At 69.9% G+C, this 26,955-nt stretch carries 24 protein-coding genes, 1 tRNA gene and 1 pseudogene; 19 read left to right on the plus strand and 7 right to left on the minus strand.

Annotated elements, in window-relative coordinates:
* Positions 1 to 185: 185 nt before the first annotated feature.
* The 15 genes from VMD50_RS00495 to VMD50_RS00565 all read left to right on the plus strand — a co-directional run bounded on the left by VMD50_RS00495 (position 186) and on the right by VMD50_RS00565 (position 16,750).
* Entirely contained in the window at positions 186 to 1,724 is a 1,539-nt protein-coding gene (locus VMD50_RS00495; protein ID WP_325423854.1) for a UDP-N-acetylmuramoyl-L-alanyl-D-glutamate--2,6-diaminopimelate ligase, read from the plus strand.
* Positions 1,721 to 3,274 (plus strand): UDP-N-acetylmuramoyl-tripeptide--D-alanyl-D-alanine ligase, encoded by a 1,554-nt coding sequence (locus VMD50_RS00500; protein WP_325423766.1) that lies wholly within the window; start codon positions 1,721 to 1,723, stop codon positions 3,272 to 3,274. The genes VMD50_RS00495 and VMD50_RS00500 overlap by 4 nt, the downstream gene beginning before the upstream one ends.
* Positions 3,271 to 4,350 carry a phospho-N-acetylmuramoyl-pentapeptide-transferase gene (gene mraY / locus VMD50_RS00505; RefSeq protein WP_325423768.1) on the plus strand — a complete coding sequence of 360 codons (1,080 nt, stop codon included), beginning with the start codon at positions 3,271 to 3,273 and terminating at the stop codon, positions 4,348 to 4,350. The genes VMD50_RS00500 and mraY overlap by 4 nt, the downstream gene beginning before the upstream one ends.
* Entirely contained in the window at positions 4,350 to 5,807 is a 1,458-nt protein-coding gene (gene murD / locus VMD50_RS00510) for a UDP-N-acetylmuramoyl-L-alanine--D-glutamate ligase (protein ID WP_325423769.1), read from the plus strand. The genes mraY and murD overlap by 1 nt, the downstream gene beginning before the upstream one ends.
* Positions 5,808 to 5,813: 6 nt before the next feature.
* Complete coding sequence (gene ftsW / locus VMD50_RS00515) at positions 5,814 to 7,436, plus strand: putative lipid II flippase FtsW (protein WP_414685962.1); 1,623 nt, start codon at positions 5,814 to 5,816, stop codon at positions 7,434 to 7,436.
* The gene (murG, locus tag VMD50_RS00520) at positions 7,433 to 8,674 is read left to right on the plus strand and encodes an undecaprenyldiphospho-muramoylpentapeptide beta-N-acetylglucosaminyltransferase (protein WP_325423771.1); all 1,242 of its coding nucleotides are present in this window, start codon (positions 7,433 to 7,435) and stop codon (positions 8,672 to 8,674) included. Before ftsW ends, murG begins: the two co-directional genes overlap by 4 nt.
* A gap of 50 nt (positions 8,675 to 8,724) precedes the next feature.
* Positions 8,725 to 10,158 carry a UDP-N-acetylmuramate--L-alanine ligase gene (gene murC, locus VMD50_RS00525; RefSeq protein ID WP_325423858.1) on the plus strand — a complete coding sequence of 478 codons (1,434 nt, stop codon included), beginning with the start codon at positions 8,725 to 8,727 and terminating at the stop codon, positions 10,156 to 10,158.
* Positions 10,155 to 11,084 carry a cell division protein FtsQ/DivIB gene (locus VMD50_RS00530; RefSeq protein ID WP_325423773.1) on the plus strand — a complete coding sequence of 310 codons (930 nt, stop codon included), beginning with the start codon at positions 10,155 to 10,157 and terminating at the stop codon, positions 11,082 to 11,084. Before murC ends, VMD50_RS00530 begins: the two co-directional genes overlap by 4 nt.
* A gap of 248 nt (positions 11,085 to 11,332) precedes the next feature.
* Positions 11,333 to 12,484: a cell division protein FtsZ gene (ftsZ, locus tag VMD50_RS00535; RefSeq protein ID WP_325423860.1), complete on the plus strand. Its 1,152-nt coding sequence runs from the start codon at positions 11,333 to 11,335 to the stop codon at positions 12,482 to 12,484.
* Positions 12,485 to 12,575: 91 nt separating this feature from the next.
* Positions 12,576 to 13,292 carry a peptidoglycan editing factor PgeF gene (pgeF, locus tag VMD50_RS00540; protein WP_325423775.1) on the plus strand — a complete coding sequence of 239 codons (717 nt, stop codon included), beginning with the start codon at positions 12,576 to 12,578 and terminating at the stop codon, positions 13,290 to 13,292.
* A gap of 4 nt (positions 13,293 to 13,296) precedes the next feature.
* Positions 13,297 to 14,079, plus strand: coding sequence for a YggS family pyridoxal phosphate-dependent enzyme (locus tag VMD50_RS00545; protein WP_325423777.1), 783 nt, complete (start codon positions 13,297 to 13,299; stop codon positions 14,077 to 14,079).
* Positions 14,080 to 14,145: 66 nt separating this feature from the next.
* Positions 14,146 to 14,805: a cell division protein SepF gene (locus tag VMD50_RS00550; RefSeq protein ID WP_325423779.1), complete on the plus strand. Its 660-nt coding sequence runs from the start codon at positions 14,146 to 14,148 to the stop codon at positions 14,803 to 14,805.
* 151 nt (positions 14,806 to 14,956) lie between these two features.
* Complete coding sequence (locus VMD50_RS00555; RefSeq protein ID WP_007170773.1) at positions 14,957 to 15,247, plus strand: YggT family protein; 291 nt, start codon at positions 14,957 to 14,959, stop codon at positions 15,245 to 15,247.
* A gap of 252 nt (positions 15,248 to 15,499) precedes the next feature.
* Positions 15,500 to 16,288 carry a DivIVA-like cell division protein Wag31 gene (wag31, locus tag VMD50_RS00560; RefSeq protein ID WP_325423790.1) on the plus strand — a complete coding sequence of 263 codons (789 nt, stop codon included), beginning with the start codon at positions 15,500 to 15,502 and terminating at the stop codon, positions 16,286 to 16,288.
* A 96-nt stretch (positions 16,289 to 16,384) separates the two neighbouring features.
* Positions 16,385 to 16,750: a hypothetical protein gene (locus VMD50_RS00565; RefSeq protein WP_325423792.1), complete on the plus strand. Its 366-nt coding sequence runs from the start codon at positions 16,385 to 16,387 to the stop codon at positions 16,748 to 16,750.
* Positions 16,751 to 16,765: 15 nt separating this feature from the next.
* Here the strand turns inward: VMD50_RS00565 and VMD50_RS00570 are convergent.
* A pseudogene (locus tag VMD50_RS00570) lies at positions 16,766 to 17,446 on the minus strand (phosphoribosyltransferase); the annotation flags it as partial.
* Positions 17,447 to 17,540: 94 nt separating this feature from the next.
* Between VMD50_RS00570 and VMD50_RS00575 the strand changes: the two are divergent.
* Both VMD50_RS00575 and VMD50_RS00580 read left to right on the plus strand, forming a co-directional pair.
* Positions 17,541 to 17,867, plus strand: a complete 327-nt coding sequence (locus VMD50_RS00575) for a PadR family transcriptional regulator (RefSeq protein WP_325423794.1) — start codon at positions 17,541 to 17,543, stop codon at positions 17,865 to 17,867.
* Entirely contained in the window at positions 17,864 to 18,244 is a 381-nt protein-coding gene (locus tag VMD50_RS00580) for a hypothetical protein (RefSeq protein WP_325423796.1), read from the plus strand. Before VMD50_RS00575 ends, VMD50_RS00580 begins: the two co-directional genes overlap by 4 nt.
* Before the next feature lie 4 nt (positions 18,245 to 18,248).
* Here VMD50_RS00580 and VMD50_RS00585 read toward each other — a convergent pair.
* Positions 18,249 to 18,337, minus strand: a tRNA-Leu gene (locus VMD50_RS00585).
* Positions 18,338 to 18,455: 118 nt separating this feature from the next.
* Here VMD50_RS00585 and VMD50_RS00590 point away from each other — a divergent pair.
* Complete coding sequence (locus VMD50_RS00590; protein WP_325423798.1) at positions 18,456 to 19,808, plus strand: M20/M25/M40 family metallo-hydrolase; 1,353 nt, start codon at positions 18,456 to 18,458, stop codon at positions 19,806 to 19,808.
* A gap of 56 nt (positions 19,809 to 19,864) precedes the next feature.
* On the plus strand, positions 19,865 to 20,395 hold the full coding sequence (locus tag VMD50_RS00595; RefSeq protein ID WP_325423800.1) for a YbhB/YbcL family Raf kinase inhibitor-like protein: 531 nt from the start codon (positions 19,865 to 19,867) through the stop codon (positions 20,393 to 20,395).
* 183 nt (positions 20,396 to 20,578) lie between these two features.
* On the opposite strand, the gene VMD50_RS00600 is transcribed toward VMD50_RS00595, so the two are convergent.
* The 5 genes from VMD50_RS00600 to VMD50_RS00620 form a co-directional block, all read right to left on the minus strand.
* Positions 20,579 to 22,195 (minus strand): PE family protein, encoded by a 1,617-nt coding sequence (locus VMD50_RS00600; protein WP_325423802.1) that lies wholly within the window; start codon positions 22,193 to 22,195, stop codon positions 20,579 to 20,581.
* 113 nt (positions 22,196 to 22,308) lie between these two features.
* A complete protein-coding gene (locus VMD50_RS00605; RefSeq protein WP_325423804.1) occupies positions 22,309 to 24,291 on the minus strand; it encodes a PE family protein in 1,983 nt (660 codons plus the stop codon).
* 225 nt (positions 24,292 to 24,516) lie between these two features.
* Complete coding sequence (locus tag VMD50_RS00610; protein WP_325423806.1) at positions 24,517 to 25,608, minus strand: quinone-dependent dihydroorotate dehydrogenase; 1,092 nt, start codon at positions 25,606 to 25,608, stop codon at positions 24,517 to 24,519.
* A complete protein-coding gene (locus tag VMD50_RS00615; RefSeq protein WP_325423808.1) occupies positions 25,608 to 25,862 on the minus strand; it encodes a DUF5703 family protein in 255 nt (84 codons plus the stop codon). Before VMD50_RS00615 ends, VMD50_RS00610 begins: the two co-directional genes overlap by 1 nt.
* Complete coding sequence (locus tag VMD50_RS00620) at positions 25,859 to 26,926, minus strand: YncE family protein (RefSeq protein ID WP_414685964.1); 1,068 nt, start codon at positions 26,924 to 26,926, stop codon at positions 25,859 to 25,861. The genes VMD50_RS00615 and VMD50_RS00620 overlap by 4 nt, the downstream gene beginning before the upstream one ends.
* Positions 26,927 to 26,955: the final 29 nt, after the last annotated feature.

The following is a 26,955-nucleotide window of genomic DNA, read 5'->3' on the forward strand; positions in this document are numbered from 1 at the left end:
TGATATCGCCGAGATCGACGTTAGCGTGCGGTCTACTCGCACATTTTCGCGTTAGCGTCGATCTCGGCGTAGCGCCCCTGCTAATGCGCGGGCCCCTCCTGCGGGGAACGCCTCGCGGCCGGTGCGGCTAGGTAGGGTGTCATGGCTGATCATGCGACGGGGTGACATCGGAGGGAGGTGCGGCTGTGGTCTCGGTGCCCGCTGTACAGCGCCCGACCGCCCTCCCGGGTGTGCGGTTGCCGGCGCTGGCGGCCCAGGTCGGCGCGGTCATGGCCGACGGGGTGGCCGTTCCCGACGTGACCGTCACCGGTGTGACGCTGCGCGCCCAGGACGTGCGCCCCGGCGATCTGTTCGCGGCGCTGCCGGGCTCGACCACGCACGGCGCCCGCTATGCCGGCGAGGCCATCGAACGCGGTGCCGTCGCGGTGCTCACCGACGCCGCCGGAGTCGCCGAGCTGGGCTCCCGAGCCGGCGTCGTGCCGACCCTGGTGCACCCGTCGCCCCGCCGCGTGCTCGGCGGCCTGGCCGCCGCGGTGTACCGAAACCCATCGGAGAAGGTCACGGTCATTGGGATCACCGGGACGTCGGGCAAGACCACCACGACCTATCTGGTGGAGTCCGGGCTGCGGGCCGGCGGGCGCACGGCCGGCCTGATCGGCACCATCGGCATCCGCATCGACGGCGCCGACATCCCCAGCGCGCTGACCACCCCGGAGGCCCCCGACCTGCAGGCGATGCTCGCGGCGATGGCCGAACGCGGGGTGGACACCGTGGTCATGGAGGCCTCCAGCCACGCGCTGACGCTGGGCCGGGTGGACGGCACCAGGTTGGCGGTGGGCGCCTTCACCAACCTGTCCCGCGACCACCTCGACTTCCACCCCACCATGGCCGACTACTTCGAGGCCAAGGCCGTGCTGTTCGACCCCGCCTCGCCGCTGCGCGCCCGCACGGCCGTGGTGTGCATCGACGACGACGCCGGGCGGGCGATGGCCGCCCGGGCCGGCGACGCGATCACCGTCAGCGCTGCCGGCCATCCCGCCGACTGGCGCGCCATGGACCTGGCGCCGATGGGTGCCGGGGGGCAAGAGTTCACCGTCGTGGACCCTGCCGGCGTGCACCACCGCGTCGGCGTCCGGCTGCCGGGCCACTACAACGTCGCCAACTGCCTTGTGGCGCTGGCGATCCTCGACGCGGTGGGGATCTCGCCGGAGCAGGCGGCGCCGGGATTGCTGCACACCCGTGTCCCCGGGCGCCTCGAGGAGATCGACCGCGGGCAGGCCTTCCTCGCCCTGGTCGACTACGCCCACAAGCCCGGCGCGTTGCGCGCGGTGCTGACCGCGCTGGCGCGGCCGGATCGCCGGCTGGCGGTGGTGTTCGGCGCGGGTGGCGAGCGCGACCCGGGCAAGCGGGCGCCGATGGGAGAGATCGCCGCCGAGCTGGCCGATCTGGTGGTCGTCACCGACGACAACCCGCGCGGTGAGGACCCCGCGGCGATCCGCCGCGAGATCCTGGCCGGGGCCGCGGGCGGCAAGGCGGAGCTCGTCGAGATCGCCGACCGCCGCGCGGCGATCGACCGCGCGGTGGCCTGGGCCGGCCCCGGCGACGTGGTGCTGGTCGCGGGCAAGGGCCACGAAACGGGGCAGCGGGCGGCGGGGGAGACGCGCCCGTTCGACGACCGGGTGGAGCTCGCTCGCGCCCTGGAGGCGCTGAGGACTCCGCGGTGATCGACCTGACCGTCGCCCGCATCGCCGAAATCGTCGGCGGCACACTGGCCGACGTCTCGCCCGAGGCCGCCGCGGACCTGCACGTCACCGGGACCGTCGAATTCGACTCGCGGGCCGTCGGCCCGGGCGGGCTGTTCCTGGCGCTGCCCGGTGCCCGCTCCGACGGGCATGACCACGCGGCCTCGGCGGTGGCGGCCGGCGCGGTCGCCGTGCTGGCGGCCCGGCCGGTCGGGGTGCCCGCCATCGTGGTCGAACCCCGGCCCCGCCCCACCGGGGCCGGGCTGGCCGGGGTGCTCGAGCACGACGCCGACGGCTCCGGCGCGGCGGTGCTGGCCGCGCTGGCCGCGCTGGCCAAGGCGGTGGCCGCCGAACTGGTGGCGGGCGGGCTGAGGATCATCGGGATCACCGGCTCGTCGGGAAAAACTTCGACCAAGGACCTGGTGGCCGCCGTGCTCGAGCCGCTGGGCGAGGTGATCGCCCCGCCCGGGTCGTTCAACAACGAGCTCGGCCATCCCTGGACGGTGTTGCGCGCGACCCGCAGCACCGACTACCTGGTTCTCGAGATGTCGGCGCGGCATCCCGGCAACATCGCTGCGCTGGCCGAGATCGCGCCCCCGTCGATCGGGGTCGTCCTCAACGTCGGCACCGCCCACCTGGGCGAGTTCGGCTCCCGGGAGGCCATCGCGCGCACCAAAGCCGAACTGCCCCAAGCCGTTCCGTCATCCGGCGCCGTCATCCTCAACGTCGACGACCCGGCCGTGGCAGCGATGGCCGGCGTCACCGCGGCCCGGGTGGTCCGGGTCAGCCGTTCCGACCACACCGATTCGGGGCCCAGCGACGTGTGGGCCGAGGGAGTGTCGCTCGACGAATTGGCCCGGCCGCGCTTTACCCTGCACGCGATGGACGGCGCAGTCGACGTGCGACTCAGCGTGTTCGGCGACCATCAGGTCACCAACGCGCTGTGTGCCGCCGCGGTCGCGCTGGACTGCGGCGCCGGCGTCGCGCAGGTGGCGGCCGCCCTGGAGGGGGCGGGCCCGGTGTCACGGCACCGCATGCAGGTGACCACCCGCGCCGACGGTGTCACCGTGATCGACGACGCGTACAACGCCAACCCCGACTCGATGCGGGCCGGCCTGCAGGCGCTGGCCTGGATCGCCCACGGCCCTCAACAAGGCCAAGGCGCCGGCGCCGACAGGCGCAGGAGCTGGGCCGTGCTCGGTGAAATGGCCGAGCTCGGTGAGGACGCGATCGCCGAGCACGATCGCATCGGCCGGCTCGCGGTGCGCTTAGATGTGTCTCGACTCGTTGTCGTGGGAACCGGGAGGTCGATGAGCGCCATGCACGGCGGCGCGGTCTTGGAAGGAGCATGGGGCTCGTGGGGGGCTTCCGGCGACCGGGGCGCGGTCGCGGTGCCCGACGGCGATGCCGCCCTGGCGTTGTTGCGGGCCGAGCTGCGGCCCGGCGACGTGATCCTGGTCAAGGCCTCCAACGCCGCCGGCCTCGGCGCGCTGGCGGAAGCGCTGGCCGCAGACGGCGGGGCCGGTCCGTGAGACAGATCCTCGTCGCCGTCGCCATCGCGCTGACCGTGTCCATCCTGCTGACGCCGGTGCTGATCCGGCTGTTCACCAAGCAGGGGTTCGGCCACCAGATCCGCGAGGACGGCCCGCCGAGCCACCACACCAAACGCGGCACGCCGTCGATGGGCGGCGTGGCGATCCTGGCCGGCATCTGGGCGGGTTACCTGGGCACGCATCTGGTGGGGCTGGCGTTCGACGGCGAAGGCATCACCGCGTCGGGTCTGCTGGTGCTGGGCCTGGCCACCGCGCTGGGCGGCGTCGGGTTCGTCGACGACCTGATCAAGATCCGCCGGTCGCGCAACCTCGGGCTGAACAAGACGGCCAAGACGGTCGGGCAGATCCTCGCCGCGGTGTTGTTCGGCGTGCTGGTCCTGCAGTTCCGCAACGCCAACGGCCTCACCCCGGCCAGCGCGAACCTGTCCTACGTGCGCGAAATCGCCACCGTCACACTGGCTCCCGGGCTGTTCGTGCTGTTCTGCGTGGTGATCGTCAGCGCCTGGTCCAACGCGGTCAACTTCACCGACGGCCTGGACGGGCTGGCCGCGGGCTGCATGGCGATGGTCAGCGCCGCCTACGTGCTGATCACCTTCTGGCAGTACCGCAACGCGTGCGTCACCGCGCCGGGGCTGGGCTGCTACAACGTGCGCGATCCGCTCGACCTGGCGCTCATCGCGGCCGCCACCGCCGGCGCCTGCATCGGCTTTTTGTGGTGGAACGCCGCGCCCGCCAAGATCTTCATGGGCGACACCGGCTCCCTGGCGCTGGGCGGGATCATCGCCGGCCTGTCGGTCACCAGCCGCACCGAGATCCTCGCCGTCGTTCTGGGTTCGCTGTTCGTCGCGGAAGTCACCTCCGTCGTGCTGCAGATCCTGGCCTTCCGCACCACCGGGCGCCGGGTGTTCCGGATGGCGCCCTTCCACCACCATTTCGAATTGGCCGGCTGGGCCGAAACGACGGTGATCATCCGGTTCTGGCTGCTCACCGCGATCGCCTGCGGCCTGGGCGTGGCCCTCTTCTATGGTGAATGGCTGGCCGCGATCGGTGCGTGATGAGCGGTCTTGACCCCTTGAGACCGGGCGCGCCCGTGCTGGTGGCCGGCGGCGGCGTGACCGGCAGGGCGGTGCTGGCCGCCCTGACCCGGTTCGGCGCCGCGCCGACCCTGTGCGACGACGACCCGGCCACGCTGCGCCGGTACGCCGAAAACGGCGCGGCCACCGTGCCGACGTCGATCGCGACGCAGCAGATCTCGCGATACGCCCTGGTGGTGACCAGCCCCGGCTTCTCCCCGGCCACGCCGCTGCTGGCCGCCGCGGCGACGGCGGGCGTGCCCATCTGGGGCGACGTGGAACTGGCGTGGCGGCTGGACGCCGCGGGCCGGTACGGGCGGCCGCGCCGCTGGCTGGCGGTGACCGGGACCAACGGCAAGACCACGACGACGTCGATGCTGCACGCCATGCTGACCGCCGGCGGTAGGAGCAGCGTACTGTGCGGCAACATCGGCAGCCCGGTGCTCGACGTCCTGAACGAACCCGCCGACCTGCTCGCCGTCGAGCTGTCCAGCTTCCAGCTGCACTGGGCGCCCTCGCTGCGGCCCGAGGCCGGCGTGGTCCTCAACATCGCCGAGGACCACCTCGACTGGCATTCCACGATGGCCGAATACGCCGCGGCGAAGGCCCGGGTGCTCGACGGCCGGGTGGCGGTGGTCGGGCTGGACGACGCCCGGGCCGCCGCGCTGCTGGGCACCGCCGCCGCGCCGGTCCGGGTCGGCTTCCGGCTCGGGGAGCCCGGCGCGGGCGAGCTCGGCGTGCGCGGCGGCCGGCTGGTCGACCGGGCCTTCGCCGACGACCTGGCGCTGTTGCCGGCCGACGCGATACCGGTGCCGGGCCCGGTCGGCGTGCTCGACGCCCTGGCCGCGGCGGCCCTGGCCCGCAGCGTCGGCGTTCCCCCGGAGGCCATCGAGGCGGCCATCGCGTCGTTCCGGGTGGGCCGGCACAGGGCCGAGGTCGTCGCCGTCGCCGACGGGATCACCTACGTCGACGACTCCAAGGCCACCAACCCGCACGCCGCCGAGGCGTCGGTGCTGGCCTACCCGCGCGTGGTGTGGGTGGCCGGGGGTTTGCTGAAGGGCGCATCGGTCGACGCCGAGGTCGCCAGGGTGGCGCCCCGGCTGGTCGGCGCGGTGCTCATCGGCCGAGATCGCGCGGAGGTTGCAGAGGCGTTATCGCGACACGCGCCGGATGTCCCCGTCGTCCAGGTTGTGACAGGCGAGGATGCTGATATGAATGCGACTTCTGTGGTTCCTGGTGTAGATGTGACAGAAGTGAGACCTTCGGATGGGGACCTCGGCGCTCGCGTGATGACCGCGGCCGTCGCCGCCGCCCGGGAGCTCGCGAAGCCGGGCGACACGGTGCTGCTGGCACCGGCCGGCGCGTCGTTCGACCAGTTCGCCGGCTACGCAGCCCGGGGTGACGCCTTCGCGGCCGCCGTGCGCGCGGCGACCCGGTAGGTGGGCGTGGCAAACGCGCTGACCAGGCGGCTGCGCCGGGGTCAGGGAAGCAAGGCCGTCGCGCCGGAGCCGGGCGAGGCGAGCGCCCCGGACCTCGACGCCCCGACGGACGTCATCGACACCGGCGCCGAGCCGGCGGACGCCAAGCCCCCGGCCGCCGCCAGGGCCAGGCTCGCCGCCGTGCCGGGCGGTCTGCGCACCCGGTTCGGGGCCTGGCTGGGCCGGCCGATGACCTCGTTTCACCTGATCATCGCGGTCACCGGGTTGCTGACGACGCTCGGTCTGATCATGGTGCTGTCCGCCTCAGGCGTGCGCTCCTACGACGCCGACGGGTCGGCCTGGGTGATCTTCGCCAAGCAGGTGTTGTGGACGGTCATCGGGCTGATCGCGGCCTACGTCGCGATGCGGGTGTCGGTGCAGTTCATCCGGCGCGTCGCCTTCACCGGCTACCTCGTCACCATCATCCTGCTGGTCCTCGTGCTGGTTCCCGGGATCGGCAACCTGGCCAACGGCTCCCGCAAATGGTTCGTGATCGCCGGCTTCTCGATGCAGCCCTCCGAGCTTGCGAAGATCGCCTTCGCCATCTGGGGCGCGCACCTGCTGGCGGCCCGGCGCATGGAGCGGGCCTCGCTGCGCGAGATGCTGATCCCGCTGGTCCCGGCCGCGGTCATCGCGCTGGCGCTGATCGTTGCCCAGCCCGACCTCGGCCAGACGGTGTCGCTGGGCATCATCCTGCTGGCCCTGCTCTGGTATGCCGGGCTGCCGCTGCGCGTCTTCGTCACGTCGCTGTTGGCCGTCTTCATGGCCGGCGCGGTCCTGGCGATGTCGGCCGGATACCGCTCGGACCGGGTGCGGTCCTGGATCAACCCCGAGAACGACCCGCAGGACACCGGCTACCAGGCCAGGCAGGCCAAGTTCGCCCTGGCCCACGGCGGCATCTTCGGCGATGGCCTCGGCCAGGGCGTGGCCAAGTGGAACTACCTGCCCAACGCCCACAACGACTTCATCTTCGCCATCATCGGCGAGGAGCTGGGCTTCGTCGGCGCGTTCGGGCTGCTGGCCCTCTTCGGGCTGTTCGCCTACACCGGGATGCGGATCGCGCGCCGGTCGGCCGACCCCTTCCTGCGGTTGGTGACCGCCACCACGACCATGTGGATCCTCGGCCAGGCGTTCATCAACATCGGCTACGTGATCGGCGTGCTTCCGGTCACCGGCCTGCAGCTGCCACTCATCTCCGCAGGCGGAACATCAACGGCCGCAACGCTATTCATGATCGGCATCATGGCCAACGCGGCCCGGCACGAACCCGAGGCGGTGGCCGCGCTGCGGGCGGGGCGTGACGACAAGGTGAACCAGCTGCTGCGGCTGCCGCTGCCGCGGCCGTATGTGCCGAGCCGCATCGAGGTGTTCCGCGACCGCAAGCAGGTGGGCGCACCGGCGCCCCGGAACGGCCCCAAGGTGCCGGCCCGGAAGGCGTCGCGCAACCCCGACAAGCCGCTGCGGCCGGCGGCGCGCCAGTCTGGGGGCGCCGCGCGGGTGCGGGGAGGGCATCATGGATCTGGCCGGCGGTACGGCGGTCAGCGTCCGACACGGCGGGCACGCGCATTGGAAGGTCAGCGTTACGGGTGAACGGCACGATCAAACAGCCGGCCGGCGGGCTGGGGGGAAACCCCTCGCCCGCCGGTGCTGCATCATCGGTAAATTCCACCTCGTCGCGTGATTCCCTGTCCGTCGTGCTCGCCGGCGGCGGCACGGCCGGTCACGTCGAGCCCGCGATGGCCGTCGCCGACGCGCTCAGCGCGCTGGATCCCCGGGTCCGGATCACCGCGCTGGGCACCCGGCGCGGGCTGGAGACCCGGTTGGTTCCCGAGCGGGGCTATCACCTCGAGCTGATCACGCCGGTGCCGCTGCCCCGCAAGCCCAACGGTGACCTGGCGCGGCTCCCGCCCAGGGTGTGGCGGGCCGTCCGAGAGGCCCGCGCGGTGCTCGACGCCGTCGACGCCGACGTGGTGATCGGCTTCGGCGGGTACGTGGCGGTGCCGGCCTACCTGGCCGCGGGCGGCGCGCTCGCGCTCCCACGTTCAAGGCGTCGCGTCCCCGTGGTGATCCACGAGGCCAACGCCCGTGCCGGGCTGGCCAACCGCGTCGGCGCCCGCGGCGCCGACCGGGTGCTCTCGGCGGTGCCGGGCTGCGGCCTGCCGCGCGCCGAGGTGGTCGGCGTGCCGATCCGGGCGACCCTCACGGCGCTCGACCGCGCGGCGTTGCGCGCCGAAGCGCGCCGGCACTTCGGCTTCGCCGACGACGCCCGGGTGCTGCTGGTGTTCGGCGGCTCGCAGGGCGCCGTCTCGCTCAACCGGGCCGTGTCCGGGGCGGCCGCCGACCTGGCCGCGGCGGGCGTGAGCGTGCTGCACGCGCACGGGCCCAAGAACACCCTCGACCTGCGTGAGCCGGCACCCGGCGACCCGCCCTACGTCGCGGTGCCCTACCTCGACCGGATGGACCTGGCCTACGCCGCCGCCGACCTGGCGATCTGCCGGTCCGGGGCGATGACGGTCGCCGAGGTCTCGGCCGTCGGCCTGCCGGCCATCTACGTGCCGCTGCCGATCGGCAACGGCGAGCAGCGGCTCAACGCGTTGCCGGTGGTCAACGCCGGCGGCGGCATGCTCGTCGCCGACGCCGCCCTGACGCCGGCCCTGGTCGCCCGCGAGGTGGCCGGCCTGCTCACCGACCCGCCGCGGCTGGCGGCGATGACGGCGGCCGCCGCGCGCGTGGGACACCCCGACGCGGCGCGCCGGGTGGCCCAGGCGGCGCTGGACATCGCGCGACAGGCCCGGTTCGGCCGCGCGGCGCCCGGGAGAAACCCGTGAACGCCGAGCAGTCGCCGCCCGAGCTGCCCCCTGAGTTACAGAGGGTGCACATGGTCGGCATCGGCGGAGCCGGGATGTCGGGCATTGCCCGCATCCTGCTGGACCGGGGCGGGCTGGTGTCCGGGTCCGACGCCAAGGAGTCGCGCGGTCTGCACGCGCTGCGGGCCCGGGGCGCGCAGATCCGGGTCGGCCACGACGCGTCGTCGCTGGATCAGTTGCCCGGCGGCGTCACTGCGGTCATCACCACCCACGCCGCCATCCCGAAGACCAACCCCGAGCTGGTCGAGGCGCGGCGGCGCGGCATCCCGGTGCTCTTGCGACCGGCCGTCCTGGCCAAGCTGATGGCCGGGCGCACCACGCTGATGGTCACCGGCACGCATGGCAAGACGACGACGACGTCGATGCTGATCGTCGCCCTGCAGCACTGCGGGCGGGACCCGTCGTTCGCGGTCGGCGGCGACCTGGGGGAGGCCGGCACCAACGCCCACCACGGCAGCGGCGACTGCTTCGTGGCCGAGGCCGACGAAAGCGACGGCTCGCTGCTGGAGTACACGCCCAACGTCGCGGTGGTCACCAACATCGAGACCGATCACCTGGACTTCTACGGCAGCGCCGACGCCTACGTCGAGGTGTTCGACTCCTTCGTGGAGCGGCTCGCCCCCGGCGGGGCGCTCGTCGTGTGCACCGACGACCCGGGGGCGGCGGCGCTGGCCGAACGCACCGCCGAGCTGGGCATCCGGGTGCTGCGCTACGGCTCGGCGGACCGGCCGGGTGCCCCGTTGGCCGCCACCCTGTTGTCGTGGGACCAACAGGGCACCGAGGCGGTCGCCCACATCCAACTTGCCGCAGAACCCCGTCCGCGGGTGATGCGGCTGTCGGTGCCCGGCCGGCACATGGCGCTCAACGCGCTGGGCGCGCTGCTGGGGGCGATCGAGATCGGCGCGTCGGCCGATCAGGTGCTCGACGGGCTGGCCGGATTCGAGGGGGTGCGCCGCCGATTCGAACTGGTCGGAACGTCGGGAACGGTGCGGGTGTTCGACGACTACGCCCACCACCCCACCGAGATCAGCGCCACCCTGGCGGCGGTTCGCGCGGCTCTCGAGCAGAGCGGCAGCGGTCTCGGCGGTCGTTGCATCGTGGTATTTCAGCCCCACTTGTATTCGCGCACAAAGACTTTCGCTGCCGAGTTCGGCCGCGCGCTGGATGCCGCCGACGAGGTGTTCGTCCTCGACGTCTACGGCGCCCGCGAACAACCGCTCACCGGTGTCAGCGGGGCCAGCGTCGCCGAGCACGTCAGCGTGCCGGTGCGTTACCTCCCGGACTTCTCGGCGGTCGCCGAGCAGGTCGCCGCGGCCGCGGGCCCCGGGGACGTCGTCGTCACGATGGGCGCGGGCGACGTGACCCTGCTGGGTCCCGAGATCGTGACCGCGCTGCGGGTGCGGGCCAACCGCAGCGCCCCGGGCAGCCCGGGGATCCCGCGATGACCGGGCCGAAGGAGCCCACGCCGGGCGACCCCGAGCCCGCCGACGGCGTGATCACCGAACCGATCGCGACGGGGGCGCCCGACGAAGAGCCGCAGGCTGACCAGGCCGAATTCGAAGGGCCGCGCCGGCGGGCCCGCCGCGAGCGAGCCGAGCGCCGCGCCGCGCAGGCCCGCGCCCGGGCCATCGAGGAAGCTCGCCGCGAGGCCAAGCGCCGGGCCAGCGGTCGCATCGTCAACCAGCCCAAACCGGTCGCACGCGGCGTCGTGCGGGGCCTGAAGATGCTGCTGGCCAGCGTGATAGTGGCCATCGTCGGCGTCGGCCTCGGGCTCATCCTCTATTTCACGCCGGCGATGTCGGCACGCAACATCGTCGTCACCGGGATCGGAACGGTGACGCGCGAGGAGGTGCTCGACGCCGCGCGGGTGCGGCCCGGGACGCCGCTGCTGCAGATCAACACCAACCAGGTCGCCGAGCGCGTGGCGGCGATCCGGCGGGTGGCCAGCGCCCGGGTGCAGCGCCAGTACCCGTCGGCCCTGCGCATCACCATCGTCGAGCGAGTCCCGTTGGCGGTGAAGGACTTTCCGGACGGGCCGCACCTGTTCGACCGCGACGGCGTGGACTTCGCGACCGCGCCGCCGCCACCGGCGCTGCCCTACATCGATGTGGCCAATCCCGGACCGAACGACCCGGCGACCAAGGCCGCGCTGCAGGTGCTGACCGCGCTGCGCCCCGAGGTCGCCGGCCAGGTGAGCCGGATCGCGGCCCCGTCGGTGGCCTCGATCACCCTGACGCTGGGCGACGGGCGGGTGGTGATCTGGGGGACCACCGACCGCACCGAGGAGAAGGCCGAAAAGCTGGCCGGGCTGTTGACGCAGCCCGGCAAGACCTACGACGTGTCGAGCCCCGATCTGCCGACCGTCAAGTAGGTTTCGGGCCCGCCCCACTCCGTCGAGGGTCAGGCTGGCGTGACGCTCGACGGCGAACGTCACGCCGGCGTGACGCTCGCGACGGAAAAATTTGCGTGCCGCGCCTCGGCGCGCCTGCGGGATAAGCGCGCGGACTACCCATACCGTTCTGTTTGCGCGGAACAACTTGACATAACTCTAACTCTATGGTTGAGGTTGAGGGTTTGCCAGGCCGACACACCGAGTCCCACCAGGGAGGAAGACGAATGATGACCCCCCCGCACAACTACTTGGCCGTCATCAAGGTTGTGGGTATCGGTGGCGGCGGCGTCAACGCCGTCAACCGGATGATCGAACAGGGCCTCAAGGGGGTGGAGTTCATCGCGATCAACACCGACGCCCAGGCGCTGTTGATGAGCGACGCCGACGTCAAGCTCGACGTCGGCCGCGACTCCACCCGCGGGTTGGGCGCCGGAGCGGACCCGGAGGTCGGGCGTAAGGCCGCCGAGGACGCCAAGGACGAGATCGAAGAGCTGCTGCGCGGGGCGGACATGGTGTTCGTCACCGCCGGCGAGGGGGGCGGCACCGGCACCGGCGGGGCGCCCGTCGTCGCCAGCATCGCCCGCAAGCTGGGCGCGCTGACCGTCGGCGTGGTCACCCGGCCGTTCTCCTTCGAGGGCAAGCGGCGGGGCAATCAGGCCGAAAGCGGCATCGCCGCGCTGCGCGAGAGCTGCGACACCCTCATCGTGATCCCCAACGACCGGCTGCTGCAGATGGGCGACGCCGCGGTGTCGCTGATGGACGCGTTCCGCAGCGCCGACGAGGTGCTGCTCAACGGCGTGCAGGGCATCACCGACCTGATCACCACCCCGGGCCTGATCAACGTCGACTTCGCCGACGTCAAGGGCATCATGTCCGGCGCCGGCACCGCGTTGATGGGCATCGGCGCGGCGCGCGGCGAGGGCCGGTCGCTCAAGGCCGCCGAGATCGCCATCAACTCGCCGCTGCTGGAGGCGTCGATGGAGGGCGCGCGGGGCGTGCTGATGTCGATCGCCGGCGGCAGCGACCTGGGCCTGTTCGAGATCAACGAGGCGGCTTCGCTGGTGCAGGACGCCGCCCATCAGGACGCCAACATCATCTTCGGCACCGTGATCGACGACTCGCTGGGCGACGAGGTGCGGGTCACCGTCATCGCGGCGGGCTTCGACGCCACGGGACCGGGTCGCAAGCCGGTCATCGGGGGCGGCGCCGACGAAAAGGGCGGCGCGCACCGCATCGAGTCGGCCAAGGCCGGCAAGCTCAGCTCGACGCTGTTCGAGCCCGTCGACGCCGTCAGTGTCCCGATTCACACCAACGGTTCGACGCTGAACATCGGCGGCGACGACGATGACGTCGACGTGCCGCCGTTCATGCGCCGCTAAGGGTCTCGATTTGCTTGCCAGTGCGCGACAAACCGGCCGCGTCCGGGTGGCGTTGCCCTCTGGCAGGCGGTGCGCTCCGGATACTGGTCACGTGAGCGTTCGCATTCGGCGGGTGACCACCACTCGCGCGGGAGGTGTCTCGGCGCCGCCGTTCGACACCTTCAACCTCGGCGACCACGTCGGCGACGACCCGGCGGCGGTGGCCGCCAACCGGAAGCGGCTGGCCGCCGCGATCGGGCTGGGCGCCGACCGGGTGGTGTGGATGAACCAGGTCCACGGTGACCGGGTCGAGGCGGTCGACGGCCCGCAGAGTGCCGCCGTCGGCGGCGAGGCAGGCACCGACGCGTTGGTCACCGGCACACCGCGGCTGGCGCTGGCGGTGGTGACCGCCGACTGCGTGCCGGTGTTGCTGGCCGACGCGCGCGCCGGCGTGATCGCCGCCGTGCACGCCGGCCGCGTCGGCGCGCAGCGCGGGGTGGTGGCGCGCGCGGTGGAGGCGATGCTGGCGCGGGGCGCGCACGCCGGCGACGTCTCGGCCCTGCTCGGCCCGGCGGTCAGCGGCCGCAACTACGAGGTGCCCGCCGCGATGGCCGACGAGGTCGAGGCGACGTTGCCGGGCAGCCGCACCACCACCGCGGCCGGCACGCCCGGACTCGACCTTCGCGCCGGAATCGCTTGCCAGCTCCGCGATTTGGGCGTCACGGCGATCGACACGGATCCGCGCTGCACGGTGGACGACCCGGCTCTGTTCAGTCATCGCCGGGGCGCGCCGACCGGGCGGCTGGCGTCGCTGATCTGGATGGAGTGACGGCATGGCGGAAGACATGCCGGCCCACGAGCATGGCGACCGCGAATCGGAATTGACGCATGCGTTGGCCGGAGTGCGATCGCGACTTGCGGGGGCCGCGGAAGCGGCGGGTCGCAATGTCAGCGAAATTGAACTTCTCCCTATTACCAAATTCTTTCCGGCAACCGATGTCGCGATTTTGTCTCGATTGGGTTGTCGGTGCGTTGGCGAATCCCGCGACCAGGAAGCGACGGCGAAGGTCGCCGAAGTCGCCCGGTTGGCCGCCAGTTCCGGGCGTGCCGACTTGCGAACTATGCACTGGCACATGGTGGGCCGGATTCAACGAAACAAGGCGCGGTCGCTGGCGCAGTGGGCGCACACCGCCCACTCGATCGACAGCACCCGTCTGGTCGCCGCGCTCGACCGGGCGGTAGCGGCGGCCCTGGCCGACGGGCGCCGGCAGGAGCCGCTGCGCGTCTACGTCGAGATCAGCCTCGACGGCGATGTGTCGCGCGGCGGCGTCGACATCACCGCGCCCGGCGCGGTCGATGAGGTCTGCGCGCAGGTCGCGCAGTCCCGAAGCCTGGAACTGCTTGGCCTGATGGGCATCCCGCCGCTGGACTGGGACCCCGCGCGCGCCTTCGACCTGCTGCGATCCGAGCACCACAGGGTGCTGGAATCGCACCCGAACGCGGTGGGACTGTCCGCCGGCATGTCCAACGACTTCGAAATAGCCGTCAAACATGGTTCGACGTGTGTGCGTGTCGGTACCGCGCTATTGGGTCCGAGGCGGCTACCGTCACCGTGAGTAGTCACTGTAGTCACACCTTCATCACAGACACCAATACTCCCAGGGGCTAGAAGGGTTTACGCGATGAGCACACTGCACAAAGTCAAGGCCTACTTCGGTATGGCTCCGATGGAGGACTACGACGACGAGTACTACGACGACCGGGCGGCGCCCTCCCGCGGCTTCCCGCGTCCCCGGTTCGACGACGGGTACGGCCGCTACGAAGGCCGGTTTGAGGGCCGCGACTACGACGACCCGCGCGGCGAGCCGGCCGACTACCCGCCCACCGGCGGGTACCGCGGCGGCTACGCCGAGGAGGGGCGCTACGGTCCCGTTCATCCGCGCGAGTTCGAACGGCCCGAGATGAGCCGCCCCCGCCTCGGTTCGTGGTTGCGGAACTCCACGCGCGGTGCGCTGGCGATGGACCCGCGCCGGATGGCGATGCTGTTCGAGGAAGGCAGCCCGCTGTCGAAGATCACCACGCTGCGGCCCAAGGACTACAGCGAGGCGCGCACCGTCGGCGAGCGTTTCCGCGACGGCACCCCGGTGATCATGGACCTGGTGTCGATGGACAACGCCGACGCGAAGCGGCTGGTCGACTTCGCGGCCGGCCTGGCCTTCGCGTTGCGCGGGTCGTTCGACAAGGTCGCGACCAAGGTGTTCCTGCTGTCGCCCGCCGACGTCGACGTGTCGCCGGAGGAGCGTCGCCGGATCGCCGAAACCGGCTTCTACGCCTACCAGTAGACACACCCGTCCCGCCGCAGGCGGGATCAGGCCCCGACGTGGCCCACCTGACATGTGTGTCCGCAGCTGAAGAGTCGGTACGCTGGCTTTTGCCGCCCGAAGGCGGCGGCTGACATTCGGGTCATCTCATGGTTAAGGTCGGGGCTTCCAGTTGGTGCTGTTCTTTCAGATCCTCGGGTTTGCGCTGTTCATCTTCTGGCTGCTGCTCATCGCCCGGGTCGTCGTCGAGTTCATCCGCTCGTTCAGCCGCGACTGGCATCCCACCGGCATCACCGTGGTGATCCTCGAGATCATCATGTCGATCACCGACCCCCCGGTGAAACTGCTGCGGCGGCTGATTCCGCAGCTCACCATCGGGGCGGTGCGCTTCGACCTGTCGATCATGGTGCTGCTGCTGGTCGCGTTCATCGGCATGCAACTGGCGTTCGGCGCCGCGGCGTGAGCCGTGCCGCGCAGCCCCCGGCCGGGGCCCGGAGACGGTTCGGACACGTTTTAGCGTCGGTTGGGCCGCCGCAATTTAAAAATTTTAAGGGTTTGGATTTTATTGGTCTTAGTGTGTGAAATAGGTTCTTATTTATTGGGCTAATCGGCTATCGCCGAGTCTGGTGTGACAGGATGGACGGCAGTTGCACGACGGCAACCACTCCGTTCTACACTTTCCAGATCGTTTGACAGGAACTCGAGGGGACGAACAATGCCGCTTACACCAGCCGACGTCCACAATGTGGCGTTCAGTAAGCCGCCGATCGGCAAGCGCGGTTACAACGAAGACGAGGTCGACGCCTTTCTCGACCTGGTGGAAAACGAGCTGACGCGGCTCATCGAGGAGAACTCCGATCTGCGTCAACGGATAGAGGAACTGGACCGCGAGCTGGCCGCCGCCGGGGGCGGCGGCGCCGCTCAGCCCACCCAGGCGATCCCGACCTTCGAGCCCGAAACCGAGCCGGTCAAGCCGGCGCCGGTCGCGGCGGCGGCCCAGGGAACCAACGAGGAACAGGCCCTGAAGGCCGCCCGGGTTCTGACCCTGGCCCAGGACACCGCCGACCGGCTGACCAACACCGCCAAGGCAGAGTCGGAAAAGATGCTGGCAGACGCCCGCGCCAACGCCGACCAGATTCTCACCGAGGCCCGTCAGACCGCCGAGACGACGGTCGCCGATGCCCGGCAACGCGCCGACACGATGCTGGCCGACGCCCAGAGCCGCTCGGAGACCCAGTTGCGCCAGGCGCAGGAGAAGGCCGACGCCCTGCAGGCCGACGCCGAACGCAAGCACTCCGAGATCATGGGAACCATCAACCAGCAGCGCACCGTGCTGGAAGGCCGCCTCGAGCAGCTACGCACCTTCGAACGCGAATACCGCACCCGGCTCAAGACCTACCTGGAATCCCAGCTGGAGGAGCTCGGCCAGCGTGGATCGGCGGCGCCCGTCGACTCCAGCGCCGACGCCGGTGGGTTCGACCAATTCAATCGGGGTAATAACTAGCCGGGCGATCGTGCCGGGGCGCTCGCCAGGGTTCAAGCTCGGCACACTAGCCTGCACTAGACCTGGCAGTCCCCCTCGTCGGCTGGAGGATGACCGATGCTGATCATTGCGCTGGTACTCGCCCTGATCGGGCTTGTCGCGTTGGTGTTCGCGGTGGTCACCAGCAACGAGCTCGTCGCATGGGTGTGCATCGGCGCCAGCGTCCTGGGCGTGGTGTTGCTGATCGTCGACGCGTTGCGGGAACGCCAGCGTCGTGATGCCGTCGGCGATGCACATGACGTGGAAGAAGCCGGGCACGAGGAGGAAGCCCCGGTCGATTACCCCGAAGAGGTCCCGGACGAGGGGCGGCAGCACCCGAGGGACGCGGTCGACGAGTCATCGCAGGGGCTGGAAACCAGCCCCAAAACCAGCGAAGAGTCGGCGGTACCCGCCGACGGCCGCGGGGACGACCGGGCCAAGTAGCCCGCGGATCGGTCCTCAGCGGGTCGGCGTTTTCAGCAGTTCGCGGACCTCATCGTCGCTGACCTGGCGAAAGTCGGCGTAGACCTGCCCGACGGCTTCGAATCCGGGCGGCGTCGTCGCACACACCACGTCGTCGGCTTCCTGTCCGATTTCGCGGCAGATCGACGCGGGCCCGACCGGGACCGCCACGACGATCGATTGCGGTCCCGCGGTCCGCAGCGCGCGGACGGCGGCCAGCATGCTGGCGCCGGTGGCGATGCCGTCGTCGACCAAGATCACGACCTTGCCCCTAGGATCGGCGATGGCTCGCCCGCCCCGGTAGGCCCGCTCGCGCCGGTTGAGTTCGGCCGTCTCGCTGGCGATCACCTCGCGCACCTGGTCGTCGGTGACATGCAGGCTGGAAACCACATTGTCGTTCATCACGACCCCGCCCCCGCTGGCCAGCGCGCCCATCGCGAGCTCCGACCAGCGCGGAACCCCGAGCTTGCGCACCAGAAACACGTCCAGCGGGGCGTGCAGTGCCGAGGCGATTTCCCAGGCCACCGGGACGCCGCCGCGCGCCAGCCCGAAGACCAGGACGTCGTCCCTGTCCCGATAGGACGCCAACTCCTCGGCCAGCACGCGACCCGCTTCACGACGGTCGCGGTACGTGCGCACCGTCGCGCGCCGGAGGAAGCCGCTCGGTGGGTTCATTGGTGCACTCCAGGCTAACGCCGCCCCACGAGATTGCCGCATCCCGAGGGGCCGCCGGCGATTGCCCTAGTACGTCGTACGTACTAACTTGGCGGGCGTGGCAAGGCCGAACGATCCCGGGGTGCTGATCCTGACGAGCCTGGCGTCCGGGCCCAAGCACGGGTACGCGCTGGCGCGCGACATCGAGGCGTTCTCCGGCGCGGCGCTGGGTCCGGGAACGCTCTACGGGGCGATCACCCGCTTGGAGGAGCGAGGCCTCATCGAGCCTCTGCAACAGGACGAGCGGCGGCGGCCGTATCGGTTGACGGCGGCCGGGCGTGCGGAGCTCGCCGCGGCCGTGCGCGAGTTGGGCGTGATCGCCAGCGAGGGCGCTCGACGGTTGGGCATGCCGTTGCGCGCCCCGCGGCCGGGCTGGTCGGTATGACCGCCGACGACGCGCGGCGGGCGCTGCGCTGGTATCCACGGGCCTGGCGCAGCCGCTACGGCGACGAGCTGGTGGCCTTGCTGCAGGACATGTTCGGCGACGAGCCGCTGTCCCTGCACTGCCGGATATCGCTTTTTTGGTCAGGCACGATCGAGAGGATCCACGAGATGAGTCGACGCTTTCGCAGAACATACGCGGGCTACAGCATTGGCTGCGCGATCGTGTGGGCCGTCATCTTGGCCGCGGTGTCATCGATGGCAGGCAGCACCACCCGGCACACGCTCATGCTGGTGTTCGGGGGATGGTGGATCGGGTGGCTGTCCGCGACGATCGCCCGGGCCGTCTACCCGCCGCCGAAACGGCGCGTCGGGTCCTAGAAAGTGGTGTCCGAGGGGGGACTTGAACCCCCACGCCCATTAGTAGGGCACTAGCACCTCAAGCTAGCGCGTCTGCCATTCCGCCACTCGGACAAGACCAAACGAGAGTTGGCAGCTAAGGCTATCGGATCGGCCCGCGCAGACCCAACCCAGCTCGCCGCCCGCCGCGAGCCCACGCCCAGCGGGCCCCGCAGTGGTAGGAAAGGTGGTTGTGACCTTTGAGACTGGGGCCATCGACCAAACCAATCCCGGCGACGACGTGGTCCAGGTGGTCAGCCGGTTGATCCGGTTCGATACCACCAATACCGGCGAACCCGAGACCACGCAAGGAGAGGCCGCGTGCGCACAGTGGGTCGCCGAGCAGCTCCAAGAGGTCGGCTACTTGCCGCAATACGTCGAATCCGGCGCGCCGGGCCGGGGCAACGTGATCGCGCGCCTCAGCGGCGCGGACAGCTCGCGCGGCGCCCTGCTGATCCACGGGCATCTCGACGTGGTGCCGGCCGAGCCGGCCGAATGGACCGTGCACCCGTTTTCGGGCGCGATCCGGGACGGCTTCGTCTGGGGCCGCGGTGCGGTCGACATGAAGGATATGGTCGGCATGATGATCGTGGTCGCCCGGCGGCTGAAGCGGGCCGGCATCGTGCCGCCCCGCGATCTGGTGTTCGCGTTCGTCGCCGACGAGGAGCACGGCGGTCACTTCGGGGCCCAATGGCTGGTCGCCAACCGGCCGGAGCTGTTCGCCGGTGTCACCGAGGCGATCGGGGAAGTGGGCGGCTTCTCGCTGACCGTGCCACGCCGTGACGGGGGTGAACGCCGGCTCTATCTGATCGAGACGGCCGAGAAGGGGCTGTCGTGGATGCGGCTGACCGCGCGGGGCCCGGCCGGCCACGGTTCGATGGTGCACGACCGGAACGCCGTCACGGCCGTGGCCGAGGCGGTCGCCCGGCTGGGCCGCCACCAGTTTCCGCTCGTGGTGACCGACACCGTCGCGCAATTCCTGGCTGCGGTGAGCGAGGACACCGGGCTGACGTTCGACATCGAGTCGGGTGATCTGGCGGGCACGGTCGAAAAGCTTGGCCCGGCGGCCCGCATGCTCAAGGCCGTGCTGCACGATACCGCCAACCCCACCATGCTCAAGGCCGGGTACAAGGCCAACGTCATCCCCGGCACGGCGGAGGCGGTGGTGGACTGCCGCATCCTTCCGGGCCGGAAGGCGGCGTTCGAGGCCGAGGTCGACGAGCTGATCGGCCCCAACGTGACCCGGGAATGGATCCGGGACTTGCCGTCGTATGAGACCGGCTTCGACGGGGACCTGGTCGACGCCATGAACGCCGCCGTGCTGGCGCTCGACCCGGACGGGCGCACGGTGCCCTACATGCTTTCCGGTGGGACCGACGCGAAAGCCTTCGCGCGCTTGGGTATTCGCTGTTTTGGCTTCAGCCCGTTGCGGTTACCGCCGGATCTGGATTTCAGTGCGCTGTTCCACGGCGTCGACGAACGGGTACCCGTCGACGCGCTGAGGTTCGGCGCCGATGTGCTGGCGCACTTCCTGACACACTGCTAGTCGGAAAAACTAGTCGGAAAAGAAGGCTAGTTGGACAACACACGAGAGGACCGCCCATGAGCCTGCCGCGCGACCCGTACGACGCGCTGCCCAAGCTGCCGTTGTTCAGCCTGGAGTCGAACTCGATCACCAACGGTCAGCCATTGGCGACCCCGCAGATCAGCGGCATCATGGGTGCGGGGGGAGAGGATGTCAGCCCGCAGCTGAGCTGGTCGGGATTTCCGGAGGAGACCCGCAGCTTCGCGGTCACCGTCTATGACCCCGACGCGCCGACGCTGTCCGGGTTCTGGCACTGGGCGGTGGCCAACCTGCCCGCCGACGTCACCGAGCTGCCCGAAAACGCCGGCGACGGCAGCGAGCTGCCTGGTGGCGCGCTGACCCTGGTCAACGATGCCGGAATGCGCCGCTACGTCGGCGCCGCGCCGCCTCCCGGCCACGGCCCGCATCGTTACTACGTCGCCGTGCACGCCGTCGACGTGGACAAACTCGACCTGCTCGAGGACGCGAGCCCCGCTTTCCTGGGATTCAACCTGTTCCAGCACGCGATCGCGCGGGCCTACATCTACGGCACCTACGAACAGACGTAGCTCGCTGGTTCGCGAACGACCGGCGGGTTCACTCGGTAAACGCGTCGGCAGTTGCACCCTCGCGACGGAGCCGCGTTAGCGCGGTGCGCTGACCCCGCAGCGCCGCTGCACGTGTGCGGCCACCTGAGGCAACCAACGCCGGCCCTTCATCTGAGCAGCCGTTCGCACGACGTTCATGCTTACCTACGGTGCGATAGCCTCGGCGATCTGCCGTGGCATGAAGTTCACCAATTCGGGGACCAGGCCGCCGAATTCCGTTCCGCCCAAGGTGACGTTGACGACCTGAACGGGCTGGCCAACACCTTCGGAGACGTCCAGCGTCGCCGAGACCGGTTGCGGCGGAGTGAGAATCCCGCAGAAGGGCACGTGCACCACGATCGGTGTGTTGGCGGGGACGATGGTGATGCCCGGAAGGAGGGGCGGGATGGCGCCGATAGTCACCGTCTCGGTCACCGGGATTGTCAGGTCGATGACGGTTTGGCCGTTGAGGAAGCCGTTCAGGGCGTAGGCGGGCATGTCGACGAGCGCGCCGATCGCCGCTACTCCGTTTCCGGTCTGAAGTGCCGCCCCGAACACCGTGGCGCCCGTTGCGAGCCCGTCCAGGGTGGCGATCGGCGGACCGATGATCGCGAAGCCCAACGGCAGGGTGGTCGTATTGAATGCATTGACGAAGTTCTGCGCCATCTGTGCGGGGATCGAGCCCGGCGGTAGCAAGTTGACGAGGGACTGTTGCTGTTCGGCCGAGATGGAGGCTAGGGGAAGAAGGTCTCCCGCCGGGCCCTCGACCGTGTACGAAGGCGCGCTGAGCAGCGACGGGTTGCTGGGGTCGACTCCGATGACCTTGATGTCGATTCCGCTGAGGAACAGATCCAGGAACGCGCGCGGGACCGCCTCAACGGCGCCGTGGTAGTCGCCCGTCATCACCGAATCGCCGGCCATGCCCATGTCGCGTTCGAACGCGGGGAAGGTTTTCTGCAGGTCCGCGCCGAACTTCTGTAAGGCCGCGTTGGTCGCCTGGTTGTAGCTGTTCTGCTGGTTGATGAACGACTGCATCGCGGGCACAAAGGTCGATGTCCCCTGGATGCTGATCTGGATGTTCGCCGGGATGTTGGCCAACGTGGTGGGGAAGTTCTGTAGCTGGTTGGCCACCACCGTCCCGACAGTGTGCGCGTACCCGTTCTGGTTGCTGATGACCTGCCGCAGGGCGGGGAACGGGTCGGACATCCAGTCGTTGAATATGGTCTGCAGGTTTGCACCGGTATTGGCAAAGAGCGCTTGCCAGGGGTCGCCGGCGGCAGAAATGGTCGCGCTGTCCGCGAATAACGCTGGCAGCAGCCTGATCTCGAACCCGTCCCACCGAGCGGTCAAAAAGGAACCGATCTGCTGGCTGACTCCGCTGAAGATCGAGCCCACGGGATTTCCGCCGAGCAGGCCGCCCAGAACACCGCCGCCGCCACCACCGCCGAGGATCGGGCCCAGGCCACCGAGAATCGGATCCGTGGCCGCGGCACCGGCCGCGTTGGCCATCTCGGTGTCGAGATACGCCGTCGCTCCGCCCTTCAGCAGGCTCAAAAATTCGCTGTGAAACGCCGCCGCCTGGGCGCTCACAGCGTGAAATTGCTGACCGTACAAGCCGAATAGGCGCGAGATCGCGGTCGACACCTCGTCGGCGGCCGCGGCAGTGATGCTAGTTGTGGAGCCCGCCGCGGCCGAGGTGGCCTCGTTCAGGGCCGAGCCGATCCCGGCCACATTCCCGGCCGCCGCCGTCAGCATTTCCGGCGTGGCGACTAGAAAGGGCATACCTTCCCCCTCGGCTTACGCCTCCCGCGTGCGTGGTACGTGACCATGTTCGCAAATGCGGCGGCTATAGGTACCCGGAATGCCGAGTTTTGACACCTATCTGAGCAGTCCAGTTAGCCGGTGGGTGTGATTGCCGCGGCTATTGCTTCCGGAATGGTGTTCAGCAGCGTCGGGAAGAGGCCTCCGAATTCCGTGCCACCGAGGGTTTGGTTTATGGGGATCTCGATGCCGAGAAGGTTCAATGGAATTGTGACCGAAAGCGGTTCCGGCGGAGTAAGAAGCCCGTCGAACGGCACGTGGGCTGTGGCCGGCAGGGTGATGAGTCCCACCCCCGGCTCCATGACGGTCACCGGCAGCGGCAGATCCACCAACAATTGGCCGTTGAGGAAGCCGTTCATCGCGTAGGCTGGCATATCGCCGATCGCGTTCAGCATTCCCAGGACGTCGTGGGTCTGCGCCGCCGCGGCGAATGCCGTTGCCCCCTGGGCGATTCCGTTCGCCATGGCGAACGGTGGGCCCAGTATCGCGAAGCCGAGCTGCAATGGCAACCCGAATACGGCCTGGCCCGCCAGCGTGCCGCCCAGAGGCAAAGCCGCCAGGGTTACCGTGAAGTCCGCTGTGACATTTGCGTTGGTGAGGGTGTTGATCGCGTTGGCGAGGTTGCCCAACATCATTCCGGGGATGGACCCATGCGAGGCCAGGCTGGCCACGCCGACCGGCTGCTGTCCGATGGCAGTCAGGATGGGGAGCAGGTCGACGACCGGGCCTTTCAAACCGACTGGACCCGCGATGGAGATCGTGGCGCTGAGGCTTGGTATGGAACCGTTGACGGTGGTCGTCAAGTGCTTGGTGTCGAATCCGGTGATGAAGAGATCGATAGGGGCGTGTGCCGCGTCCTGCACCGCGCCGTAGTAATCGCCCATCTGTATCGCTTGGCCGGCCATCGCCATGTCGTTGCTGGCGGTGGGAATCGTCTGCTGGAGGTCCGAGCCCATCTTGGTCAGCGAGGAGTCGACGGTCCCCCAGAAGCCGGTCGTCCCGTTGACGAAGTCCTGTCCGATGGCCGCCGGGTTGAAGGTCGAAGCGCCCTGCACGGCGATCTGGATGTTCGCCGGCACGTTCGCCGGGAAACCCTGCAGGTCTGTCGTGATCCCACTCCCGACGAGCTGCGCGTAGTGATTCTGGTTGATGACAATCTGACTCAGGACCGGGAACGGGTGGGCTGCGAACTGCGAGCCCATCAGGTTCAGATTCATCGCCGTAGTCTCGAAGAGGACGGTGTACGGGTTGGGGTAGGGAGCCGGGCTGCCGGATGGCACCGGCGCGAAAAGCCCTGGTAGCAACGAATTCAGCAGAGGTTGGAGTCCCTGGAGCAGCGGCACGTCCTGGAAGAGCCCGGTGCCAAAGCCCAGAAGGTTGGACAGGGTTATGCCGTTGACCAGCTCGTTGGACACGAAGTTGCCCAGGTCCAGTCCGACGCCATTGAGGGTCGGCCCCAGCAGGGCGCCGAGGGGCCCCGAGGTGAGGCTCAGGCCCGGGGTTAAGTTGCCGAGGTTTATCGGCCCGATGAGGTCGCTCAGGGTCGGGAAGGCACTGAGAATCGCCGGGTTGAAGAGGGAGCCCAAGCCGTTGGCGAATTGGGTGCCGACGCTGTTGAAGCCGCCGAGGAGCTGGTTCAACCCGCCGCCTGAACCGCTGCCGACTAAGCCGCCTAGCAGCCCGCCGCCGCCCGAATCGCCGCCGAGCAGCCCGCCGCCCAAAAGACCGCCGAGAAGGGGGTCGGTCGCGGCGGCCGCGCCGCCCGCGGCCATGGCCTGCTGGGTGTTGGCGATCTCGGCGCCGAGATAGGCCGCAGCCCCGCCGTTCAGGAGGCTCACAAATTCGTTGTGGAACGCCGCCGCTTCAGCGCTCAACGCCTGGAATTGCTGGCCGTAGGTGCCGAACAACTCGGAGAGGGCTAGCGACACGTCGTCGGCGGCCGCCGCCGTGATGGCGGTCGTCTGGCCCGCTGCCGCCGAAGTGGCCTCCCGCAGTGTCGACCCGATACCCGCCAAGTTCGTGGCGGCGGCCGAGACCGCCTCCGGCGCGGTAACCACAAATGACATCGCCGTCTCCCCTCGAAGACTCATCCCCATTTGCCGACTGCGTGACAACAATCACATTGTCGGCCATACTGTGACGCGCTAAACGCTCGTCCGTGTGCTGTTTTTAACAGCTCGTTATGGAAATGCACAAGCCCCGTATTGGTCACACGTTTAAACTGTATTAATTGACATGTGCACAATAAGTTTGTTTGCTCGCTCTTTCGGCGCTGGTGCGGTCTACCCCGTCGGTCTGCCTGGATCGATGGCCGCCGACCCGACCGCGTCGCTGAGCGAGGCGAACCCGCCGTCGTGCAACCGGCGTGCAATGCCCTCGTGAATGTGCTTGGGCCACAGGCCTCCTCCGTAGATGAAGCCCGTGTAGCCCTGCAGCAGTGACGCGCCCGCGGTGATCCGCTCCCACGCGTCGTCGGCGGTCTCGATGCCCCCGACGCTGATCAAGACCAAGCGGTCGCCGACCCGGCCGTAGAGCCGGCGCAGCACCTCGACGGCGCGGCGCGCCAACGGCGGCCCGGAGATGCCGCCGGCGCCCAGCTCCTCGACGCCGGGCGTGGTCAGGCCCTCGCGCGACACGGTGGTGTTGGTCGCGACGATGCCGGCCAGGCCCAGTTCGACCGCGAGGTCCGCGATGTCGTCGACGTCGGAATCCGAGATGTCGGGCGCGATCTTGACCAGGACCGGCGTCGAGGTTTCTGCGGCTTCGGCGAGGACGCCCGACAGGATGGGCCGCAGCGACTCGACCGCCTGCAGGTCGCGCAGCCCCGGCGTGTTCGGTGAGCTGACGTTGACCACCAGGTACGACGCCAGCGGGGCGAGGAGCCGGGCGCTTGCCCGGTAGTCGCTGACGGCGTCGGCGGCCGGGGTCGTCTTCGTCTTGCCGATGTTGACCCCGATCGGCACCTCCGGCCGATGGCGGGCGAGCCGGATCGCCAGCGCGGCGGCACCGCGATTGTTGAACCCCATCCGGTTCAGCAGCGCCCGGTCGGCGGGCAACCGGAACAGGCGGGGGGCGGGGTTGCCGGGCTGTGGCCGCGCCGTGACCGTGCCGGCCTCGGCATACCCGAAACCCAGCGCGCCCCAGGCGAGCAGCCCCATGCCGTCCTTGTCGAAGCCAGCGGCCAGCCCCAGCGGTGCGGGAAAGCGCACCCCGAACACCGTGCTGGCCAGCACCGGATCGGTCGGGCCGAGCAGGCGGTGCAGCATTCGCCGGCCCACGGCCACGCTCGTGACGGCGCGCAGGATCGCGAAGACCAGCGTGTGGATGCGCTCGGGCGGGACCAGGAACAACAGCCGGCGGATCAGCCGGTACATCACAGACCCGGCTGCTCGGGCCGTCGGCTTTCGAGACGAGACTTCTTGCGGCGCAACAAAACCCGTCGGCTGCCGTCGGTGTAGAGGCGCACCCGCGTCAGCTCCCAACCGCGATACTCGGCCTCGATGGCCAGCCGGATCGACGCGCTGAGCCGCGTCACTTCCGGTGGCAGGCGCAGCGGGATCCACTCGTAGTCGTCCGACATCTCCGCAGCCCAGCCCTCCGGCAGGCGGGTCCACCGCGGCGCGGTCACGGCGGAACCGCCGCGTGCTCGATGATCTGGACGCCCGCACCCGAACCCGACACCACGTACAAGGTGTCCGACGCTTCGTCAAAAGCCAGCGAGTTCGGTTGCTGCACGGTTGGGTATCGCACCCTTTCGACGGGGATTCCGGTTGACAGATCGTAACCAATGACGACGTTCGAAGCGGTCTGGGACACCCAGGCGAGCCCGCGCGAACCGGCCAGCCCGTACGGGGACTGCCGCACGGGGTAGGCCTGACGCAAGATCAGCGGGTCGACGCCGTACACCAGCAGTTGCCCGCCGCGGGTGTCGGCTACGAGGACCCGGCCCAGCGGGTCGGCGGCCAGGGTGGTCGCGCCCTCCCCGGCCCGCAGCGCCTGCTCGACACGCCCGTCGGTGCCGATCGTCGTCACCGAGGTCTGGCCGCGGTCCAGAACTACCGTCGTATTCCCTTGTGCCGCAAGCGCATCCACGCGTGCAAAGATCTTGTTCCGGCTACCGATGGTCGCGCTCTTAGCCGCGGCCGGTGCGGGGGAGGTGAGGGTGTACACGGCCCCGTCGGCGCTGCCCAGCACCAGCTTGCCGTCGGCGCGCCGGGCGATCGCGGTGAAGTCGGCCTGCTGTGCCGGTGCGACGGGCACTTGTGTTGCGCGGGCCGCGGACAGGTCGACTGCGAGGTAGCCGCCCCGCGTGGCCAGGTAGGCGGTGCCGCGGCCGTCGCCGGTCAGCGCGCTCGCCGGGCCCGGGAGGTCGATCACCCGCGGCGCGACGCGCGGATCGCCGAACTCGGTGAGGGTGGCGGGCGCCGCCGGGTCGGCACCGGGGGCCAGGACGGCCAATTGCCGGGTGCCGGCGTCGAAGATCGCCGCCGCGGCGTGACCGCCGAGAGGGCGCACGGTGCCGGCCGGGTTTCCGGACGCCGGCGGTGATACCGCCGGCCGGGCGGGTTCGATGGTGGGCGGCGCGCTGTTGAACGGATTCGCTCCACAACCCGCGACCAGTGCCAGCAAAAACGGCAGGCCGGCCACGCGGAGTTGAATTGCGCGCCTTTCGCTTCTGTGCCGTGGCAGCAATTATTTTCCTTCGCGTCATCTACATGAAC

Source organism: Mycobacterium sp. (assembly GCF_035506235.1).
In the GTDB taxonomy this organism is placed as follows: domain Bacteria; phylum Actinomycetota; class Actinomycetes; order Mycobacteriales; family Mycobacteriaceae; genus Mycobacterium.